We start from the raw sequence: 21,261 nt of genomic DNA on the forward strand, positions 1-21,261 counted from the left end.
AAACCCAGCATTCACCGGATAGATAACCCTTTCAAAATAAAAGGCTCTTTTCGCAAAGACTGTGGTTATCTTAAGGAAGCAAGTAGTAGTTGATTTCCGCTACAGGATGCTCGCTTTCCGCGGGGCTGGCGGTGAGCCTCCTCGGCTGCGCCTCCGGGGTCTCACCTGTCCAGCTATTCCCGCAGGAGTCGAGCATCCTTCCGCTCCAATCAACTTTCTGAGCATGTATCCTTAATAGAAAACAATTAAAACAAGCTTTTTAGCAAACGATCTCATTTGAGGTAAGTAGAGATTGATTGTCCTTTTAGGGAAGAAGAATTATTTTTTCTACTTATATTGTTTTCTGGTACACCTTGAAGCTCTGTCACGAAAAAACTATTAAAGATGGTGAGGGGAACTGCGCAGACTCCTGCGGAAGTACGGGCGTGCCGAGACCCCGGAAGCGAAGCTGAGGAGGCTCGGCCGAACGTCCGCGGAAAGCGGAGCAGTTCCCCTCACCATCCAGCATAAACCTGGTTGACAGAGCCCTGGCAGATTCTATGCTAGAATTCAACAACCTTTGCGAAAAGAGCCAAATAAAAAAGCGAAAAGACGAGAACGGGGTTAGTTCTCGCCTTTTCTTAACACCTTGGATGAAGGGGTTTCACTTAGTATCGTAACACCCTTTTATTAACAGGATTTTAACCTATTGTAAATCCAATGTAAAATAATTGTAAACTTACTAAGATTTGCTCGTCCCATTACCCAACGAATAGCTTGAAGACTGTTTGTATAAGGATACTGTGAACGTCGTACCTTCATTCACTTCACTGTCGACTTGAATCTTCCCTTCATGGGCTTCAATAATATGCTTCACAATGGCTAAACCTAAGCCCGTTCCGCCGGAATTACGGCTTCTTGCTTTGTCCACGCGATAAAATCGTTCAAAAATACGGGGAAGTTCTTCTTTACTGATTCCCATCCCGTTATCCTTGATGCTCACATGAACCATTTCCTTATCTTCCGTCACTGAAATCAAGACATCCCCACCCTTTGGAGTGTAGGCAATCGCATTACTGACCAGATTAATGAAAACTTGTTTTAATCGGTAGGAGTCTACATCCGCAAGACCTCTTGACTCAAAGGACGTTTGAAGGGAAATATCTTTTGACTTGGCTTTTTCCTTCAGTATCGGAATCACGTCCTCAATTAAACCGGCAATCTCTACTTCCTGCAGAGAAAGCTCGAACCCCTGTTTTTCAATCTTGGACAATTCCAATAAATCCTGTATTAAGGATTGCAGGCGGTCGCTTTCCATCAGAATGATATCCAGGAAGGATTTTAACGTATCCTGATCATTCATCGCCCCATCCAGTAGTGTCTCCGAGAAACCTTTAATGGATGTGATCGGTGTCTTCAACTCATGAGAGACATTCGCAACGAAGTCTTTTCTCATCTGCTCGAGCTTCTTGAGCTCCGTGATGTCATGGAAGACCACGACAATCCCTTTCCACTCATCGTTATGACCGATTATTGGAGCCCCGTATACTTCATAATGCTTTCTTTCTATTTTATGAGGAAGAAGGATCTGCTTTCTTAACCGTTCCTCTGTCATGAAGATTTCTTCCACAAGCTTATTCACTTCCTGATAGTGAATGACCTCATGGTATCTTACTTTTTTCAGCTGGCTTTCTTTCAGATTAAAAAAGTCCCTGAACGTACGGTTCGTCAATACAACAAAACCGCGATGATCAATTAAGAGAAGGGCACTTCCCATGTTTTCAATCAGCGTCGTTAAGCGGTCCTGCTGCATTTCCTGGGAATTGACCATTTCCTGCAGATTACGGGCGAGAATGTTAATGGAGGTACTTAACATTGTCGTTTCATCCAGGCGGTCTTCGTATGTCCTTGCCCGATAATTCCCTTTGGCGAGCTCCATTGCCACATTCGTCGCCGATTCAATGGGCTTTGTATACCTTACCGTGATCCTCGATCCCAAAATGATAATGAGAATTAGCGCAAGCCCTAAGGAAATGGATAGCACAAACCAAATTTGCTGTATACCTTTCTCGAAGGCTTCTACCTCGGTACTCATGATAAGCAGCCCATTTAACTGGTTATTCCCGCTCTTAAGGGGGTACCAGTAATATCTGTACTCCACACCTGCTGTCACCAGTTTTCTATGCTTTTGCTTTACATCCCAGTTCTGCTGGATTTCTTTAATGATCCTTTTTTGCTGAGGACCAACCAGTGATTCCGAACTTTCCGTATCATGGACTATACTTCCTGATTTATCAAGAATGGTAATCCTGACATCCAATATGTCACTCAATTCTATGATCATGTCGGGATTGATTTCTTTCGGTGTCCCGTTTTCTTCAATGGAATTAGCCAGTAACCTTGCCTCTTTTTGAATCCGGGAATTAAATGTATCCAGATAGAAATTCTTGAAAATCTGACCCAGAAGCAAACCAAGTCCTATTAATACAGCAATGATCAAGGTGATTAGAGCAAAAAGAAGCTTTGTTCTAAACTTGGTCATCGATTTTTAGGCTCCTCCAATTTATATCCAAGCCCTCGGATGGTTTTTATATAAGTTGGTTTTTTCGTGTTGGATTCTATTTTTTCCCGTAAATGACTGATATGAACATCCACTATTCTGGTGTCCCCGGCAAAATCATAATTCCATACCGCACTTAATAGCTGATCTCTCGTCAAGACCCTGCCCTTATTGTCCGTTAGATATAAAAGAAGTTCGAATTCTTTAGGTGTTAATTCCATTTGTTCACCTTGGAAATATGCTTCATACTGTTCCGGATAAACCTTTAATTCTCCCACTTCCTTGTAATCCGTCGGTTCAATGGAAGAGGATTCCGCCGCTTCCTGTATGGCTTGACTGCGTCTTAGAATAGCCTTGACCCTTGCAACCACTTCACGTGGACTGAACGGCTTTGTCATATAGTCGTCTGCCCCAAGCTCGAGTCCAAGAACTTTATCAAACTCGTCATCCTTCGCCGTCAACATAAGAATGGGGATATTAATCTTCCTCTGGCGCAGTTCTTTACAGACTTCGATTCCATCCATGGAAGGAAGCATCAGGTCTAGAATAATCAGGTCTGGGGATTGCTCAATCGCTTTATCCCTTCCTTCTTCACCATCATGTGCCGTAGTAACGGAATAACCGGATTGCTCAAGATTGTACTTTAAGAGTGTTGCAATAGACTGTTCATCATCGACTACCAAGATTTTTTTGCTCATTTGTTGTGCCTCCATACAAAAGAAATTAACCCCAACATCCAACGTCATTATGTAATTGTACTTTCATTATAATATAAATCTTGAGGGTTACCATCATTTAGAGAGTTTTAATACTTTTTAGTTTTCTTGCCGTACGATACTAACCGGTCCAAACTTTGTTCTCTTCTTATATATGATGCACTTCTCCCGCTTTCTTTATCAATTTTATGCATAATAAAAAGAGCTATGGATATCATAGCTCCTTCAGGTGTTTAGAAGTTTTCTAATGCATGGCTGTTCATTTTTTCTAATCGGTGAGGGGGGCATACTTTGATGGTACCGTTGATGACCTTCTCATCTTCTTCATTGGTAGCTGTTACATCGATGGTTACCAAATGAGTGTTGGGATCCACTTCCTTCACTTCAAACAGGAATTGTACGGTTGCGTAATGATAGACCGGTTTAGGGAATTCAATGTTTTGCTCTACTATATGAGAGCCCGGACCCGGTAAGTATTTGGAAACGGCAGATGTAATGATGCCTGTTAACATGATTGAAGGGACAATCGGCTTTTTGAATGGCGTTTGAGAAGCATAATCATGCTGGATGTATAATGGATTGGCATCATTTGTGAGCCCCAGGTATAGAAGCAGTGCGTTATCTTCTATTTTTTCTGTAAGGGTCAGCTTTTCACCAATTGTCATTTCTTCAATTTTTCTTCCCAGTTTTCTCTTTTTCCCTAATAACATAAGAAGCACCTCCGCGTATGTAAACGATTACAATTTTAAATTATAAAAATTGTTTTTATTATCTGTCTATTAATATTTTATCATTTATAGGGTTTCCATACAAAGAGTTTTTACGCGTTGGGTGATTATTTTAATAGAACATCATTTTGCAAAGTCTAGTTGGTTAAACTTCCTCGATGAGCGAGTAGTGGTTGATTTCCGCTCCAGGTGCTCGCTTTCCGCGGGGCGTGAGTTGAGCCTCCTCGGGCTTTGCCCTGCGGGGTCTCAACTTTCCCGCTATTCCCGCAGGAGTCGAGCACCTTCCGCTACAATCAACTTTCTGAGTATGTTTCTTTAAAAGAAAATAAATAAAAAATCCTTTTAATACAGAACACTATTATAAAAAGAAACTCGATCATTTCCACCAGTATTCTTCCATAAAAAAACTGACCCCCAATATGGAAGCCAGTTTTGGATTGAGTGTGTATTAAGCCAAAGAAGACATGACGTTTTTAACGGCGTCTGCAGAGTTTGCGAGTGCGGCTTTTTCTTCTTCGGTTAGTTCGAGTTCGATGATTTTTTCCAGTCCGTTACCGCCTAGGATGGTTGGAACACCGAGGTAGATCCCTTCGAATCCGTATTCGCCTTCCAGGTATGCAATGGCTGGGATGACGCGGCGTTGGTCCTTAAGGATGGCTTCTACCATTTGTACAAGTGAAGCAGCAGGAGCATAATAAGCACTTCCGTTACCCAGAAGGCCTACAATTTCCCCTCCGCCTTTACGGGTACGCTCGACGATCGCGTCTAATCGATCTTTAGGGATTAATGTTTCCAGAGGGATTCCTCCAGCGTACGAGTAACGAATAAGAGGAACCATGTCATCCCCATGGCCGCCAAGAACGAATCCTGTAATATCTTTCACAGAAAGGTTCAATTCTTGAGCGACAAATGTGCGGAAACGGGCTGTATCCAGAACGCCGGATTGTCCGATAACGCGCTCTTTAGGGAATCCGGACTCTTTGAAGACTGTATAGGTCATAGCATCCACCGGGTTTGTCAGAACGATGATGTAGCAATCCGGCGAATATTTAACGATTTGCTGCGTGACCGATTTCATGACCTTTTGATTGGTTTGAACCAGATCATCACGGCTCATTCCAGGTTTACGGGCAATCCCTGCAGTGATGACAACGATATCCGAATCCTTTGTATCTTCATAATTGGAAGTACCGATGATGTTTGAATCAAATCCTTGTACCGGGCTCGCTTCAAGCATATCCAACGCTTTCCCTTTCGTTGGGTCTTCATTTTGAGGAATATCGACCAGCACAACATCTCCAAGCTCTTTCTGAGCAAGCATCAGTGCTGTAGTCGCCCCTGTGAAACCTCCACCGATAACAGATACTTTTCTACGTTTAATAGCCATCATAACTCCTCCTATTCGTGTCATTATGTAAAGGAAGGAGTGCTCCGTTTCGAAGCACCCCATCCCTATTTCAAATTAAGATTATCCCATGTTTTCGATTAAAGCAGAACCGAACTCAGAACATTTCACTTCTGTTGCTCCATCCATTAGACGGGCGAAGTCATATGTTACGACTTTAGAAGCGATTGTTTTCTCCATGGATTTCGTGATTAAGTTAGCAGCTTCTGTCCAACCAAGGTGCTCAAGCATAAGCACACCGGAAAGGATGACAGATGAAGGATTCACTTTATCCATACCTGCATATTTAGGAGCCGTTCCGTGAGTTGCCTCAAAGATCGCATGTCCTGATTCGTAGTTGATGTTTGCTCCAGGAGCGATTCCGATTCCACCAACTTGAGCGGCTAATGCATCAGAGATATAATCCCCGTTTAGGTTCATTGTTGCCACTACATCAAACTCAGCCGGACGAGTAAGGATTTGCTGTAAGAAGATATCAGCGATTGAATCCTTCACGATGATCTTGCCAGCTGCTTCAGCTTCGGATTGTGCTTTGTTAGCAGCTTCCAATCCGTCAGCATCTTTGATTTTGTCATATTGAGCCCAAGTGAATACTTTATCACCGAATTCTTTTTCAGCAAGCTCGTAACCCCAGTTTTTGAAAGCTCCTTCAGTGAACTTCATGATGTTCCCTTTGTGAACCAACGTTACTGATTTACGGCCTTCTGTGATCGCGTAATTGATCGCTGCACGAACAAGACGGTTTGTCCCTTCTTCAGATACAGGCTTGATTCCGATACCGGATGTTTCTGGGAAACGGATTTTGTTAGCACCCATTTCATCTTGAAGGAAAGTGATTAATTTCTTCACTTCATCAGAACCTTTTGCGTATTCGATACCTGCATAGATGTCTTCAGTGTTTTCACGGAAGATGACCATGTCAGTGTCTTCAGGACGCTTAACCGGTGATGGAACACCTTCGAAGTAGCGTACCGGACGCAGGCAAGTGAACAGGTCTAATTCCTGACGAAGCGCAACGTTCAATGAACGGATTCCGCCGCCGACAGGAGTAGTAAGTGGCCCTTTGATCGCGATGAAATATTCACGGATTGCTTCAAGTGTATCGTTTGGAAGCCATTCGCCCGTTTTGTTGAATGCCTTTTCCCCTGCATATACTTCTTTCCAAGAAATCTTGCGCTCACCTTTGTATGCTTTTTCTACAGAAGCATCCAGCACGCGCTTGGCTGCTGCCCAAATATCTGGACCCGTTCCGTCACCTTCAATGAATGGGACGATTGGATTGTTTGGCACATTAAGTTGGCCGTTCTGGTTTGTAATTTTTTCACCTTGTGTCATTATGTAACCTCCATTTATTCATTATCAAAGGGGATGACCCATAATTGCCTTATGCATTTAGAGTCAGTCCCCTTCTCATATTCATTACACCAATATTTTCACCATTTGTAAATATGGATGTTTAACCTCTTTGTTCTACAGGCACATATTCCTGCTTGCCAGGCCCTACGTAATCAGCACGTGGACGGATCAGGCGGTTGTTTGAATACTGCTCCAGGATATGAGCTAACCAGCCGGATACCCGGCTTACAGCGAAGATCGGCGTGAATAGGTCATGATCGATGCCTAAGCTGTGGTAAACGGATGCTGAATAGAAATCAACATTAGGCGGTAAGCCTTTATTAGATGTAAATACATCTTCTACCTTAACGGACATTTCGTAATATTTACTTTGTCCAGTTAATTCAGTTAATTTTTTAGACATTTCTTTAAGGTGCTTGGCACGCGGATCTCCTTGACGGTATACACGGTGACCGAAGCCCATGATTTTTTCTTTCTTGTCCAGTTTGTCGAGGATATACTCTTCCGCTTTATCGACAGAACCGATTTCAGTAAGCATCTTCATTACCTGCTCATTTGCTCCACCGTGCAGTGGTCCTTTTAAAGCACCGATCGCAGCAGTGACACCTGAATACACATCAGAAAGAGTCGCGACACATACACGTGCAGTGAATGTAGAAGCGTTTAACTCGTGATCCGCATGAAGAACAAGCGCTTTATTGAACGCCTCGATTTCAACCGGCTCAGGATCTTTCCCGGTTAACATATATAAGAAATTAGCAGCGAATCCTAAATCTTTGCGAGGAGCAATCGGCTCTTGTCCATTACGAATACGTGAAAAGCTCGTAACGATTGTAGGAATTTTTGCTTGAAGTCGAACAGCTTTTAAATAGTTTTCCTTTTCGTCCATTACATCTGCTTTATCATCATATAGTCCAAGTAAAGACACGGCAGAACGTAAAGCCGCCATAGGATGGACTTCCTTGATGTTGTACATCTTGAAGTGCTCGATGACCTCTTTAGGCAATTCAGCGTTATCTGCCAATAGCTCTGTAAATTCCTGAAGCTCTGATGAAGTAGGTAATTTCAGATGCCATAATAAGTAGATAACCTCTTCGAAACTGGCATTGTTTGCTAAATCATCAATGTTGTAGCCAACATATGTAAGAGTATCATCAATGATCGAACTGATGGATGATGTTGTTGCTACAACCCCTTCTAACCCGCGAGTTGCTGTCATAATAACCTCTCCTTTTGTTAAGTATTTCTCTTTACCCATTTTCATATGAGCATAAAACCCTACAAGACTATCAAATAAGTCAGTAGGCTTGTTTAAAAAGAACATAAATAAAGGTTGAGCGATTGCTCAATTCCTATACAAAAAATGATTCCCGGCTCTTCCTATGATATCACGAGAGCTTGGGATGCGCTTACATTTCCTATTATAAACAATTATCTGACTTTTGTGAATGAAAACGCATCAATTTCTATAAAAATTATTTTTCTAGAAAAATAAACCATAGCATTGAGGCGTGCAAACGGGGTGGTTACAGGGGTTTCTCATCCCGTTGTAAAAGCACTAAATATGTCGAAGATGTATAATCAAAGTCAACCTCCCATCAGAGATATGGAGGATGGATCCTGCCACCGGCACGGACGCCAGTGGCATTCTATAAGAACAACTCATATAATTTCATCACGAGGTACGCAATACCGGCTCCAATCAACGGCCCCACAGCCACTGCTTTAAAGAATGCCACCGCCAAGACTGTACCGAGGACAAGAGCTGTCGTAATATGAGGGTCCTCCTCCAACAGCGTTAACCCGCTCTTTGCAATTAAGGCCACCGCCATCCCGGAAGCGAGGGCAATCCACGCATAAGGTGACTTTAATGAGTCATACAGGTCTTTAAAACCGATCTCGCCTGTAGCGATTGGTGCCAATACGGCAATCGTTATGATGGTAACACCCCAGTTAATCCCTTTGGACTGAATGCTCGTAAACACTTTTTCATCGATGCCTGCCAGCTTTAGAAGGATTAGAAATGTTACGGCTATAATAATGGACTGGTTTTTTGCAGCGAAGCCAATTCCCAATAGGAGCAACAAAAACATGAATGCCTGTGACATTAGTAACCTCTTCCTTTCGTAATCATTATCCTGACATATCAACTTTTATCATTTGTTGTAAAATTGATCAACCTCGTTAAATTAAACTTCCTTTCATTTCCTGTCTCCTTTAAAATAGAAGTAGAAGATCGGGTAGGAGGGAAGCCCTTGAATGTAGAATATGTTTATCGAACGATGAGGTTCATAATCGTTTTAGCTATCGTCATGCTCTCATTGATTTCACTCTATTACATATGGAAGCTTGCTTATCCGTTTATCATTGCCATTGCCATCGCGTTACTCATCAATCCTCTTGTGAATTGGCTTGAAAAATGGCTGCCCAGGATATGGGCGGTTGCTTTATCTCTCATATTGATTATTGCGATTTTTGCTGGGCTTATCACCTTATTGATTGCTGAGATTGTTTCCGGAGCGAATTATTTAGCTGAAGAGCTTCCTAAGCATGTGCAGACCCTGGTCAAATATGCTGAGGATTTCATCGTAGGTCAGGTGATTCCACTATACAACCAGCTATCAGGTTTATTCAAGAACCTTGAAGCAGGGCAGCAGGATACCATATTAGAAAATGTCCAGACCGCCGGAACGAAAATCGCCACATCGGCAGGGGATTTCCTGCAAAACTTTTTCACCAAATTGCCTCAGTTGATCTCATGGATTCCCAACGCGGCATCCGTCCTGATTTTTGCCGCTTTAGCCACATTTTTCATCAGTAAAGACTGGTATTCATTATCTGCCAAAGCAGAGAAAATCATTCCCGGAAAGGCAATGAGCAGCGGGAGAAAAGTATTCATCGACCTGAAAAGGGCCCTATTCGGATTTGTAAGGGCACAGTTCACCCTCATCTCCATCACGGCTATCATCGTGTTAATCGGATTGATCATATTGAGAGTGGATTACGCCATCACCATTGCGCTCGTAACGGGTCTCGTTGATATTTTACCGTATCTTGGTACAGGAGCGGTTTTCGTACCTTGGATCATTTATGAGTTTATTACAGGGAACGTAGGATTAGGTATCGGTTTATCCGTTCTCTATCTAGTTGTCGTGGTACAGCGTCAAATCATGGAGCCGAAAGTCCTGTCATCAAGCATCGGACTCGATCCACTCGCCACCCTGATCGCCCTCTTTGTCGGCTTTAAGCTCATCGGGTTTCTTGGCTTGATTGTCGGTCCCGTTGTGCTGGTCATTCTATCCACCCTCAAAAGAGCCGGCGTCTTTGAAGATACGTGGAAATTTATTATGGGTGTAAAATAGCAAAAAGCACTGCTCCCCATGAGCAGTGCTTTTTGTATTATCTGTATATGATCACATTCCCATTATTGACCCAGCGTTTGAACAGCTTATAAATGAACGGTTTGAACATTTTGCGTGTAGGTGGCAGTAATAGCAGGAACCCGATTGCATCGGTAATAAAACCAGGTGTCAACAGAACGACCCCTCCGACCAGAATGCACAATCCATCAATGATGGCATCTCCCGGCAGCTGACCGTACTGCATATCCTGCTGCGCTTTTCGAAGTGTTTCCATTCCCTGTTTTTTCGCCAAATAAGCTCCCAGAATTCCTGTTGTAATAATCAGTAAAACGGTCGGGATCAAGCCAAACGCTTGTCCGGAAAGAACAAGCAAACCAATTTCCAACGCGGGCACGATAATTAGCAATAACAATATATATCTCATGAGGGATTCCTCCATAAATTTAATACTTATTACTCTCTATTATAACATATTAAGAATTTTAAAGTATTATGTGAGGATTGACTTAGTTAAGCAGAAAAAGCCAGAGTCCATTCCAGACTCTGGCTTTTCATATTTCAAATTATAATACGCTTGCGTGTCCGTTATAGATGACACCGCGAGTAGCGTCTACTGTAATTTCCTGACCATTTGTGAATAAAGAAGTGGCATTGTCCACACCAACGACTACTGGAATTCCTAAGTTGATACCTACTACTGCTGCATGACTTGTCAGACCGCCTTCTTCAACGATCAAGGCAGAACATTTCTCAAGGGCTGGCATCATGTCTTTATCAGTCCCGATTGTCACAAGAACTGATCCTGGCGTAGTATTCTTCACTGCTTCATCTGCAGACATCGCCACGACTGCTCTTCCATAAGCAGATTTACGGCCGATTCCTTGACCTTTAGCAACGACATCGCCTACCACATGGATTTTCATCAGATTGGTTGTTCCAGATTCACCGATCGGAACACCTGCTGTGATGATAATGCGATCTCCATGCTTCGTCATTCCTGAATTGACGCTTTCTTCTACTGCCATATCAAGCATTTCGTCCGTAGTTGTCACTTTGCGTCCAACTGTAGGGTAAACGCCCCAGACAAGTGCCAAGCGGCGTGATACGGAATCTGTTCCCGTTACTGCTACGATTGGAGCTTTTGGACGGTACTTAGAAATCATGCGTGCTGTGTGCCCGCTTTCCGTTGGAGCCACAATCGCATTGACGTCAAGGTTAAGAGCCGTGTGCGCTACAGATTGCCCGATGGCATCCGTCATATTATGCTCACTGTCTTTGCTGCGTGCCGCCAGGATATCATTGAAATCAAGGGCTGTTTCCGCTCTTGAAGCAATGTTGTGCATCGTTTGCACTGCTTCTACAGGATATGTACCTGCAGCTGTTTCACCAGATAGCATGATCGCATCTGTACCATCGAAGATCGCATTGGCTACGTCACTTGCCTCTGCTCTAGTCGGTCTAGGGTTGCGTTGCATGGAATCAAGCATTTGAGTGGCCGTGATGACAGGCTTACCAAGTGAGTTACACTTCCTGATCAACATCTTCTGAACCAATGGTACTTCTTCAGCCGGGATTTCCACACCAAGATCTCCACGAGCTACCATCAATCCGTCTGATACTTCAAGGATTTCATTGATATTGTCTACACCCTCTTGATTCTCGATCTTAGGGATGATTTGAATATGAGAAGCGTCATGCTCTTCCAATAATTGACGAATTTCAAGTACATCAGATGCACGGCGAACGAATGATGCCGCAATAAAGTCGACACCCTGTCCGATACCGAATACGATATCCTGAGCATCCTTATCCGTAATCCCTGGAAGGTTTACGGAAACTCCCGGTACGTTTACACCTTTTTTATTCTTTAAAGTGCCGCTGTTGGCAACATACGTATGAATCTCGCCATTCGCTTTATCGATTTCCGTTACTTCCAATCCGATCAGACCATCGTCAAGAAGGATTTTAGAACCAACATGGACATCTTCGATTAATCCTTCGTATGTAACGGAGAATTTCTCAGTTGTCCCGAGTACTTCTTTCATGGAAACGATAACGCTTGAACCTTGCGTTAATTCGATTGCACCATCTTCCATATTATTCGTACGGATTTCCGGGCCTTTTGTATCAAGAAGGATCCCGACTGTTTTTCCGGCTTTTTCGGCTGCTTCACGGATATTGATGATTCTCTGTCCATGTTCTTCATGGTCACCATGTGAAAAGTTTAAGCGGGAAACATTCATTCCGGCTTCGATCAGTTGTGATAACTTCTCTACACTCTCACTTGCAGGACCGATCGTACATACTATTTTCGTTTTTCTCATTTTCTTTACCTCCTGAAATCTTACAACAATTTAGATTGAAAGCTCTTTGGAAAGTCTGTACATGCCCAAGTCAATTTGATGTGGCTTGGCAAGTGCTTCAATAATATCGTAATCAACTAGTTGATTTTTCTCAATTCCTACTGCTCTTCCGCCTTTTCCTTCAATCAATAACTCTACTGCACGTGCACCTAAACGGCTTGCTAGCACGCGATCAGATGCGGTTGGTGTTCCACCGCGCTGAATATGGCCAAGGACAGAAACACGCGTATCCATTCCCGTAGCTTCAGTGAAACGATTAGCAAATTCATTTGCCGACATGACACCTTCGGCCACAATGATGACACTATGTTTCTTCCCGCGCTCCTGACCTTTTTTCAGACGGGTCACGACATCATCAAGATCGAATTTCTCCTCAGGGATCAGAATGGTTTCAGCACCGCCTGCAAGACCGGACCACAGGGCAAGATCTCCTGCATTACGTCCCATTACTTCGATGATGAATGTTCTTTCATGTGAGGTTGCCGTATCGCGAATCTTATCGATCGCGTCGATGACCGTATTCAAAGCCGTATCGAAACCGATTGTGTATTCAGTTCCCGGAATATCGTTATCGATCGTTCCCGGTACACCCACACATGGATATCCCCATTCAGTTAATGCTTTTGCCCCTTGGTACGAACCATCTCCACCAATGACAACAAGACCTTCAATTCCATGCTTCTCTAATTGCTCGATGCCTTTTTTCTGTCCTTCTTTGGTCTTGAATTCTTCACAGCGGGCTGTATACAGCATCGTTCCGCCACGATGAATGATATCTCCAACTGAACCAAGTTCAAGCTTCTTGATGTTCCCGTTAATCAGTCCGTTATACCCCTGATAAATACCGTACACTTCAATATCAAGGAAAATGGCTTTACGCACAACCGCACGAACGGCTGCATTCATACCTGGTGAATCTCCACCACTTGTTAATACACCAATCTTTCTCACTACGATCACCTCATTAAGAAATATGCCTTTATATGTAAATGAATGGTACAACTTGTTAATGGTTTCACATATATCTAAGAAAAGGAAAATGGAACAAACTATCCTGTTGCATTCACTACATTATTATGGACCAATAGACTATGGATTATTTCTAAAATAACACGAAGATACAAGGTTCTCAACAAGTTACTCAAAGGAAATGCTAAAGACGAAATAATCTATTAAATGGAAGCGTTTTAATTGTTAAAACCTTCAAAATACCGTCACAAATCTTTAATTGGATGGAAAATTAATGAAAAAGACTGACAAAAGGTATTTCCTATTTGTCAGTCCATAGTTCATTATGATTTTACCCCAATTAAATCATTTAAAACAGAATATTCACCCATCGCTTTAAATTTTTCATAGCGATGCTGGATCAATTCATCTTTTTTCATGGGGATTAATTCTTTCAAGGATGCCTTTAATACATCATTGATATATTGTGCTTGCTCTTCGACACCTTTATGAGCACCGCCTTTAACTTCCGTGACGATTTCATCAATGATTCCGAGCTCCTTCAAATCCGGTGCTGTAACCTTCATGGATTCAGCCGCCCGTTTCGCTTGTGTGGAATCCTTCCACAGAATGGCCGCCGCCCCTTCAGGTGATATCACGGAGTAGGTGGAATTTTCAAGCATATGAATATGGTTCCCGACTCCCAGTGCCAGGGCACCTCCACTACCACCTTCACCGATGACCATGCAGATAACGGGAACGGTCAAGCCTGCCATTTCTACAAGATTTCTTGCAATGGCTTCACTTTGCCCCCGCTCCTCTGCCGCTTTACCGGGATATGCGCCCTTTGTATCAATAAAGCAGATGATCGGACGGTTGAACTTGTCCGCTTGCTTCATCAATCGTAAGGCTTTTCGGTACCCTTCCGGATGAGGCATTCCAAAGTTCCGGCGAATATTTTCTTTCGTATCTTTCCCTCTTTGGTGTCCGATGATGGTCACAGGGACATCATGAAATTTACCTACGCCTGAAACAATGGCTTCGTCGTCCCCATACAGGCGGTCTCCATGCATTTCGATGAAGTCCGTAAAGAGATAGCCGATATAATCAAGCGTCGTCGGGCGATTCGGGTGTCGTGCTACCTGAACCCTTTCCCACGGCTTCATGTTTTCATAGATATCATTTTCAAGCTTCGTGAGCCTGTTCTCCAGTTTCTCGATTTCTTTTGATAAATCGACGTCGGAATTTTGAGTGAACTCCTTCAGCTCGGCTATTTTTTTCTTGAGCTCAAATACAGGCTTTTCAAATTCCATCTCATTTACCATGGCAGATCACCGTCCCACTGATGTATATCAAGTACTGTCCCGATTTTCTCTTTTAACTCGAGCCTCGAGATGACTCCGTCAAGTTGACCATGCTTCAATAAAAATTCGGATGTTTGGAAGTCTTCCGGTAAGTCTTCCCTGATCGTCTGCTCAATGATCCTTCTGCCTGCGAAGCCGATAAGCGCTCCGGGTTCAGCAAAATTATAGTCCCCTACGGAAGCGAAACTTGCGGATACACCGCCTGTTGTCGGGTGCGTCATGATCGAGATGAAGAGTCCTCCATTTTCGCTCAATCGATTAAGGGCCACACTGGTCTTGGCCATTTGCATCAAGGAAAGGACACCTTCCTGCATTCTCGCGCCTCCAGATGCTGTGAAAATAATGAATGGGACTTTTCGTTTGTCGGCTTCTTCGATGGCTCTCGTGATCTTCTCACCGACGACAGAGCCCATGCTTCCCATTCTGAAACGTGAATCCATGATGGCCGTGACCACTTCGATTCCGTTCACCTTACCTGAACCAGTTAAGACCGCCTCATTCATACCTGTCTTTTTACGGTCCTTTTCCACTTTCCCCTCATAATCAGGAAAGTTCAAAGGATTACCGGAAGTAAGGTCATGATCAAGCTCCTTGAAGGTACCTTCATCTATAAAACTATCGACTCTCTCCGGTGAGCTCATCCCATGATGATATCCGCAATGAATGCACACCTTTAAGTTTTTTTGAAGTTCTTTCGTGTACATGATCTTTTTACAATCAGGACATTTGGTCATGATGCCTTCTGGAACGTCATGTTTAGCCGCTTCAGAAGGGATGGTTGCATATTTTTTCTTTTTGGATTTATTAAAAAGTTCCTTAAGCAAGGTGAAACCTCCTTAACTAATTACAGTCGCTTATACGTCTTCTGAAGAAAAAAAATGAAGGTGATAAATACTTTAAATCAATTTCCCAGGGACAGCTTCCGCTTTCGTTTCTAGTAGTAAATGCACGATATAAAACTGCTTGACTATCAGTTTAATGGAAAGGTTTAAAAAAAGATGTTGGAAATTGTCGCATCCATATCGACAATTTCCCTGACCCTTTTATACGTCTCTTGCACAGTCTCTTTATCCTGTTTCTCTATTCCTTGAAGCATTAGGATAATCTCTTCCCTCATAGAATTCGTCATCTTGATTTCTCCACAAATCAATGTTTCAAAATCATTTAAGATGTTCCAAATCCGTTGAGCCAAATGATTGGCGTTCATCATCACGATGTCCCTGAACACATCGTCCAGGCATTCCGCTTCTGTCACTTTATCAAAAAGAGCATCCATCTTCTTTTTTTCTGAAAATAGATCTTTCAGCGCTTCTTTTTCAATCATCATTTTCGTATAAAGAATGTCCTCCTGGGCTTTGTGGTCCTCGAGGATGAACATTCCTAACAAGTCGATGAGGTGATGATCGCGAAAATCCCTTAAGAAGGTACCCTCGCCTCTTTTGGTTTCAATCAGTCCCAGCAATTCCAAGGCCCGTAATGCCTCCCTGACAGAAGAGCGCCCAACGTTCAATCGTTCGGACAGCTCTCTTTCAGAAGGGATTTTATCGCCTGGCTTGAGGCCGTCTTTAGATATCATTTCTCGCAGTTGGTGAACAATTCCAATATATACTTTAGCGTGGGAATGGAGAGAGTTCACTTCTGACATCATTCACTCTTCCCGATTACCGCTAAATCTTCTGTCTTTTTGCGAATGTCTTCCGGATCCACCTTCAAACGGGCGACTCCCGTCTCCATGGCGGATTTTGCGACTGCAGCTGCAACAGCAGGTGCTACACGCTTATCAAATGGTGCAGGGATGACGTAATCCTCGTTCAATTCATCTTCTCCGATTAAAGCCGCAATCGCTTCAACAGCAGCTTGCTTCATCTTCTCATTGATGTGTGTCGCGCGAACATCCAGTGCCCCTCGGAAAATTCCAGGGAATGCAAGGACATTATTTACCTGGTTAGGAAAATCAGATCGACCGGTTCCAACCACTTTGGCTCCAGCCGCTTTTGCCAACTGAGGCATAATTTCAGGAACAGGATTGGCCATGGCGAAGATAATCGGATCCTGTTTCATAGAGGCAACCATTTCTTCTGTTAACGCTCCTGCAACAGACACACCGATAAACACATCTGCGTCTTTTAGTACTTCAGTCAGTCCACCTTTGATCTGATCACGATTCGTAAACTTGGCAACTTCGTCTTTGATTCCATTCATTCCTTCGGGACGGCCTTCGTAAATCGCTCCCTTGGAATCACACATAATGATGTCTCTCACACCATAACGGTAAAGAAGCTTAATGATCGCCATGCCCGCAGCACCGGCTCCATTGGCCACTACTTTAATTTCTGACATCTTCTTCCCGACAATCTTGAGGGCATTCATAAGACCGGCCACGGTTACAATGGCTGTACCATGTTGATCATCGTGAAACACAGGGATATTGGTCTCTTTCTTCAAGCGCTCTTCAATTTCAAAGCAATTCGGAGCTGCTATGTCTTCTAAATTCACTCCGCCAAAGGTAGGCTCAAGAAGTTTAACCGTTTCAACAATCTTGTCCACATCCGTTGTGTTCAAACAGATTGGAAACGCATCCACACCCGCAAAGCTCTTGAATAGAACGGCTTTCCCTTCCATAACAGGCAAGGAAGCTTCCGGTCCGATATTTCCAAGACCTAAAACCGCCGTACCATCTGAAACAACCGCTACCATGTTCCCTTTCATTGTGTAATCGTAAACCGTTTCAGGCTTGTCATAAATGACTTTACACGGTTCTGCCACCCCTGGGGAATAAGCCAGGCTCAGGTCTTCAGCATTCCGGACCTCCACCTTGGATGTTGTTTCTAATTTCCCTTTGTTTACCCGATGCATATGCAGAGCTTCTTCACGCAATGACAATCCACTCACTCCTTCTGTTTCTTTACATGCTATATGTCGATTCATGATTATCATAAATCTTCTAACTGTACATGATTGATAGTGAAAAAAATAAAGATATAGAGGTGGTCTGACCACCTTTTTCTATTAAACAATAATATAAATATTGGTTTTAGTAAAGTAGGTTATTGTAATATGACATTTGCCTCACCCAGAATCCGATGCATTTCCCTAAGAGCCTCTTGAGACGGGGACACACGTAAATGATCCGGAAGCTGGACACTCTTTTTTTCACGTTCATAATAAACGATGACAGGATTCTTCCCTTTGAACCGTTGAATCGTTTGCTGAATGCGCTGCGTACAAGCCTCTTCATCCTGATCCATGGCAATTTTCAAATAGAGCTTCTGGTCCCTTGCTTTCACTCTCGCCTGGACTTCTTCCATCGCTTCCACCTGATTCACAATGAACTGAAGCTTATCGTTACGTTCTTCCACGTTTCCACCAAACAGGAGGATATTCCCTTCTTTAAGCTGAATCATATGATTTCGATAGACATTCGGAAACACTACCGCTTCGATCTCTCCACTTTCATCACCGATTTCGAGGAAGGCCATCACTTCCCCTTTTTTCGTCCGGATGGATTTTACTCCGGTTATATAACCGCCAAATGTGATTTTCGACCCCTTCTGAAGATCGGCTATTTGCTGTAAGCCAAGATCATCATACAGGTGACGGTAGGAAGAAACGGGATGGTCGGATAAGTAAAGACCCAGCACCTGTTTCTCGAATTGAAGCTTCGTATCGATGGTCATATCCTCTACTTCGACATGCTTGGGCTTTAACAGGAACGCCTCTTCCTCATGAAACAGATCGGGATCACCTTCAGGGTTGACAAGTTCCGCATGCTGAGCCGCAACATCAAGGCTCGCAAGCAGTGTGGCACGATCCATTTCGAATTCATCGAACGCCCCGGATAATACTAAATTTTCGAGAATCTTCCGGTTAATCGTTTTGGAAGATACCCTCATGCAAAAATCAAACAGATCCTGAAATGGTTTGTCTTTTCTGGCACGGATGATTTCCTTTAAAGCAGCTGCCCCTATTCCTTTGATGGCCCCTAAGCTGTAACGGATCCTATTCTTTCCTTCTACCGTAAAGACAAATTGACTCGTGTTAATGGACGGCGGCAGGATCTCAATATCATAAAGCTTTGCTTCCCGGATGTACTGCGCCACTTTCGTCTCATTTCCCACTACCGATGTCAGGAGGGATGATAGGAAAAAAGCAGGATAATGTGTTTTCAAATAAGCCAGTTGATAGGCGATCATACTATAGGCCACCGCGTGGGAGCGGTTGAATCCATAATCTGCGAAACGGACAATCAAGTCATATATGGTGTGCGCGACTTCTTCGGTATATCCTTTCCGTGTTGAACCGGAAACAAAATGCTCCCGTTCCTGGTCGAGGACATCCTTTTTCTTCTTCGAAACCGCTCTTCTGAGCAAATCTGCTTCCCCGAGGGAGAAACCGGCCATTTTCGAAGCAATCTGCATGATCTGTTCCTGATATACAATGACACCATAAGTCATTTCAAGAATCGGCTTTAAGTCAGGCAACGGATATTCCACCTTTTCCCCACCGTGCTTCCGTTTGATATACGTCGGGATATTTTCCATCGGCCCCGGACGATACAATGCATTTACGGCCACGATATCTTCGAAAGAATTAGGCTTCAGTCTTTTTAATACATTCCGCATTCCTTCAGATTCAAGCTGGAATATTCCATTGGTCAGTCCTTTACTTAATAATTCAAAGGTTTTCGCATCATTCATGGGAATAGACTCAATGGAGAATGATTTATTGGTTCCCATTTGAACGTTCTTCACAATTCTTTCTAATATACTTAGATTACGGAGGCCGAGGAAATCCATTTTCAACAACCCGATTTCTTCCAATATATCCATAGAGAATTGAGTAAGATGGATTCCGGATGAACTTCCCTGGATGGGTACCCATTGCACTAACGGAGCTTCACTCATCACGACTCCCGCCGCATGGGTCGACGTGTGTCTTGGAAGCCCTTCAAGTTTAAGAGCCGTCTGAAATAATTTCTTATAATGATCAGAGCTCGTCACAAATTCGCGGAATCCCTTTGACTTTTCATAGGCTTCCTGCAGCGTGATCCCCAGCTGATTGGGAACAAGCTTGGATACCTGCTCCTGCTCCTTCATATTCAATCCGAATACACGACCTGTATCACGCAGGGCTGCCTTCGCTGCAAACGTCCCGAACGTAATGATCTGGGCAACGTGAAGGCTCCCATACTTCCCTTCCACATACTCGATCACTTCGTCCCGCCGGTGATCGGGAAAATCGATATCGATATCCGGCATGGACACCCGTTCAGGATTTAAAAATCGTTCAAACAACAAATGATGCTCGATCGGATCCACATCTGTAATCCTCAACGCGTAAGAGACCAAAGAACCCGCTGCCGATCCCCTTCCCGGTCCCGTCAGGATCTTCCTTTCCTTCGCATACTTCATAAAATCCCAGACAATCAGGAAGTAATCGCTGAATCCCATCCTGCCGATGACTTCAAGCTCATAATCCAATCGTTCTATGTACTCATCGGAAACCGACTCTACTCTTTCACTCAGGCCTTTCTCACAAAGATGTGTCAATTCCTGAAGGGCAGACACTCCCTCAGGCAGGGGATATTTCGGGAGGAGCTGCTGATGGAAGGGGATGGTCAGGTGACACTGATCGGCAATCTTCATCGTGTTTTCAAGCTCCGTGACATGATCAGGAAACAAATCCACCATCTGCTCTTTAGACTTGAAATAATACTCCTGTGAACCCAATACGTCCCGGTCATCTTCGGATAGCTTTACTCCGTCACGTATCGCACCCATGCATTCATGGGCGAAATGATCTTCCTGGTCTAAATACTGAACATCATTGGTAGCCACCATATCCGTTCCTGTCTCCTTGGCGACTTGTTGAAGTAAAGGAATAAGAGTATCCTCAGACGGAATCCCATGATTTTGTATGCTTAAATAAAAGGAGTCCCTGCCGAACATCTGTTGATAGGCGTGGATGCACTCCTTTGCTTTTTCACTTTCATCATTCAATAAAAGGGTCTCAATCTCCCCTTTGATTCCAGGTGAGATCGCGATTAATCCCTTGCTATAAGATTGAAGCCACTTCAACGGAAGCCCATTTTTAGTCTTGGCTCCGATCGCACTCGAGATCTTCAATAGATTTTGATAGCCCGTCTGGTTTTTCACCAACAGAACAAGCGGATAGGACCCTTCCTCGTTTTCCGTTGCAATATCTGCAGTTAACCCGATAATCGGTTTTATATTTTCTTTTAAACACGCCTTATAAAAAGGGATGGCGGCATACATCATATTTCTATCGGTTAAAGCCAGTGCTTTATACCCTGAATTCTTCGCTTTATGTACAAGTCCATTTATCGATATCGTGCTAGACAGGAGACTATAGGCACTCGCTATTTGTAAATGAACAAATGACATGTTATGCACAACCTTTTTCTCAATATACTTTTATTATAGGAAAGAAACCGCAAAAAAGAAAATATGTTCTCCCTCA

16 protein-coding genes are annotated in these 21,261 nt (G+C 43.4%); 1 reads left to right on the forward strand and 15 read right to left on the reverse strand.

Annotation, left to right across the window (positions count from 1 at the left end; translation table 11 throughout):
* Nucleotides 1–721 precede the first annotated feature (721 nt).
* The 7 genes from pnpS to DET59_RS10345 form a co-directional block, all read right to left on the reverse strand.
* The gene (gene pnpS, locus DET59_RS10315; protein WP_113969589.1) at nucleotides 722–2,521 is read right to left on the reverse strand and encodes a two-component system histidine kinase PnpS; all 1,800 of its coding nucleotides are present in this window, start codon (nucleotides 2,519–2,521) and stop codon (nucleotides 722–724) included.
* Nucleotides 2,518–3,237 (reverse strand): response regulator transcription factor, encoded by a 720-nt coding sequence (locus tag DET59_RS10320; RefSeq protein ID WP_113969590.1) that lies wholly within the window; start codon nucleotides 3,235–3,237, stop codon nucleotides 2,518–2,520. The genes pnpS and DET59_RS10320 overlap by 4 nt, the downstream gene beginning before the upstream one ends.
* Nucleotides 3,238–3,488: 251 nt before the next feature.
* The gene (locus DET59_RS10325) at nucleotides 3,489–3,965 is read right to left on the reverse strand and encodes a MaoC family dehydratase (protein WP_113969591.1); all 477 of its coding nucleotides are present in this window, start codon (nucleotides 3,963–3,965) and stop codon (nucleotides 3,489–3,491) included.
* Nucleotides 3,966–4,431: 466 nt separating this feature from the next.
* Nucleotides 4,432–5,370, reverse strand: coding sequence for a malate dehydrogenase (gene mdh / locus DET59_RS10330; protein WP_113969592.1), 939 nt, complete (start codon nucleotides 5,368–5,370; stop codon nucleotides 4,432–4,434).
* 81 nt (nucleotides 5,371–5,451) lie between these two features.
* Nucleotides 5,452–6,723 (reverse strand): NADP-dependent isocitrate dehydrogenase, encoded by a 1,272-nt coding sequence (icd, locus tag DET59_RS10335; protein WP_113969593.1) that lies wholly within the window; start codon nucleotides 6,721–6,723, stop codon nucleotides 5,452–5,454.
* Nucleotides 6,724–6,844: 121 nt separating this feature from the next.
* Nucleotides 6,845–7,963 carry a citrate synthase gene (gene citZ / locus DET59_RS10340; protein ID WP_113969594.1) on the reverse strand — a complete coding sequence of 373 codons (1,119 nt, stop codon included), beginning with the start codon at nucleotides 7,961–7,963 and terminating at the stop codon, nucleotides 6,845–6,847.
* Between the two features lie 430 nt (nucleotides 7,964–8,393).
* Entirely contained in the window at nucleotides 8,394–8,852 is a 459-nt protein-coding gene (locus DET59_RS10345; protein ID WP_113969595.1) for a DUF441 domain-containing protein, read from the reverse strand.
* A gap of 147 nt (nucleotides 8,853–8,999) precedes the next feature.
* On the opposite strand from DET59_RS10345, the gene ytvI reads away from it, so the two are divergent.
* Nucleotides 9,000–10,106 (forward strand): sporulation integral membrane protein YtvI, encoded by a 1,107-nt coding sequence (gene ytvI, locus DET59_RS10350; RefSeq protein WP_113969596.1) that lies wholly within the window; start codon nucleotides 9,000–9,002, stop codon nucleotides 10,104–10,106.
* A gap of 37 nt (nucleotides 10,107–10,143) precedes the next feature.
* Here ytvI and DET59_RS10355 read toward each other — a convergent pair whose 3' ends face one another.
* The 8 genes from DET59_RS10355 to dnaE form a co-directional block, all read right to left on the reverse strand.
* Nucleotides 10,144–10,530 carry an FxsA family protein gene (locus tag DET59_RS10355; RefSeq protein ID WP_113969597.1) on the reverse strand — a complete coding sequence of 129 codons (387 nt, stop codon included), beginning with the start codon at nucleotides 10,528–10,530 and terminating at the stop codon, nucleotides 10,144–10,146.
* 139 nt (nucleotides 10,531–10,669) lie between these two features.
* Nucleotides 10,670–12,430 (reverse strand): pyruvate kinase, encoded by a 1,761-nt coding sequence (gene pyk, locus DET59_RS10360; protein ID WP_113969598.1) that lies wholly within the window; start codon nucleotides 12,428–12,430, stop codon nucleotides 10,670–10,672.
* 30 nt (nucleotides 12,431–12,460) lie between these two features.
* Complete coding sequence (gene pfkA, locus DET59_RS10365) at nucleotides 12,461–13,420, reverse strand: 6-phosphofructokinase (RefSeq protein WP_113969599.1); 960 nt, start codon at nucleotides 13,418–13,420, stop codon at nucleotides 12,461–12,463.
* Nucleotides 13,421–13,761: 341 nt separating this feature from the next.
* On the reverse strand, nucleotides 13,762–14,742 hold the full coding sequence (accA, locus tag DET59_RS10370; RefSeq protein ID WP_113969600.1) for an acetyl-CoA carboxylase carboxyl transferase subunit alpha: 981 nt from the start codon (nucleotides 14,740–14,742) through the stop codon (nucleotides 13,762–13,764).
* Nucleotides 14,736–15,605: an acetyl-CoA carboxylase, carboxyltransferase subunit beta gene (gene accD / locus DET59_RS10375; RefSeq protein ID WP_113969601.1), complete on the reverse strand. Its 870-nt coding sequence runs from the start codon at nucleotides 15,603–15,605 to the stop codon at nucleotides 14,736–14,738. Before accD ends, accA begins: the two co-directional genes overlap by 7 nt.
* A gap of 164 nt (nucleotides 15,606–15,769) precedes the next feature.
* Nucleotides 15,770–16,426, reverse strand: coding sequence for a FadR/GntR family transcriptional regulator (locus tag DET59_RS10380; RefSeq protein ID WP_258549636.1), 657 nt, complete (start codon nucleotides 16,424–16,426; stop codon nucleotides 15,770–15,772).
* Entirely contained in the window at nucleotides 16,426–17,664 is a 1,239-nt protein-coding gene (gene ystJ, locus DET59_RS10385; RefSeq protein ID WP_113969602.1) for an NADP-dependent malic enzyme, read from the reverse strand. Before ystJ ends, DET59_RS10380 begins: the two co-directional genes overlap by 1 nt.
* 164 nt (nucleotides 17,665–17,828) lie before the next feature.
* Nucleotides 17,829–21,185 (reverse strand): DNA polymerase III subunit alpha, encoded by a 3,357-nt coding sequence (gene dnaE / locus DET59_RS10390; protein WP_113969603.1) that lies wholly within the window; start codon nucleotides 21,183–21,185, stop codon nucleotides 17,829–17,831.
* Nucleotides 21,186–21,261 lie beyond the last annotated feature (76 nt).

This window comes from Rossellomorea aquimaris, assembly GCF_003315075.1.
Classification (GTDB): Bacteria; Bacillota; Bacilli; order Bacillales; family Bacillaceae_B; genus Rossellomorea; species Rossellomorea aquimaris_C.

What these genes read in the sequence shown, in the direction of transcription:
- pnpS (WP_113969589.1), bottom strand. Translation starts at nt 2,521, where the DNA reads ATGACCAAGTTTAGAACAAAGCTTCTTTTTGCTCTAATCACCTTGATC.
- DET59_RS10320 (WP_113969590.1), bottom strand. Translation starts at nt 3,237, where the DNA reads ATGAGCAAAAAAATCTTGGTAGTCGATGATGAACAGTCTATTGCAACA.
- DET59_RS10325 (WP_113969591.1), bottom strand. Translation starts at nt 3,965, where the DNA reads ATGTTATTAGGGAAAAAGAGAAAACTGGGAAGAAAAATTGAAGAAATG.
- mdh (WP_113969592.1), bottom strand. Translation starts at nt 5,370, where the DNA reads ATGGCTATTAAACGTAGAAAAGTATCTGTTATCGGTGGAGGTTTCACA.
- icd (WP_113969593.1), bottom strand. Translation starts at nt 6,723, where the DNA reads ATGACACAAGGTGAAAAAATTACAAACCAGAACGGCCAACTTAATGTG.
- citZ (WP_113969594.1), bottom strand. Translation starts at nt 7,963, where the DNA reads ATGACAGCAACTCGCGGGTTAGAAGGGGTTGTAGCAACAACATCATCC.
- DET59_RS10345 (WP_113969595.1), bottom strand. Translation starts at nt 8,852, where the DNA reads ATGTCACAGGCATTCATGTTTTTGTTGCTCCTATTGGGAATTGGCTTC.
- DET59_RS10355 (WP_113969597.1), bottom strand. Translation starts at nt 10,530, where the DNA reads ATGAGATATATATTGTTATTGCTAATTATCGTGCCCGCGTTGGAAATT.
- pyk (WP_113969598.1), bottom strand. Translation starts at nt 12,430, where the DNA reads ATGAGAAAAACGAAAATAGTATGTACGATCGGTCCTGCAAGTGAGAGT.
- accA (WP_113969600.1), bottom strand. Translation starts at nt 14,742, where the DNA reads ATGGTAAATGAGATGGAATTTGAAAAGCCTGTATTTGAGCTCAAGAAA.
- DET59_RS10380 (WP_258549636.1), bottom strand. Translation starts at nt 16,426, where the DNA reads ATGTCAGAAGTGAACTCTCTCCATTCCCACGCTAAAGTATATATTGGA.
- dnaE (WP_113969603.1), bottom strand. Translation starts at nt 21,185, where the DNA reads ATGTCATTTGTTCATTTACAAATAGCGAGTGCCTATAGTCTCCTGTCT.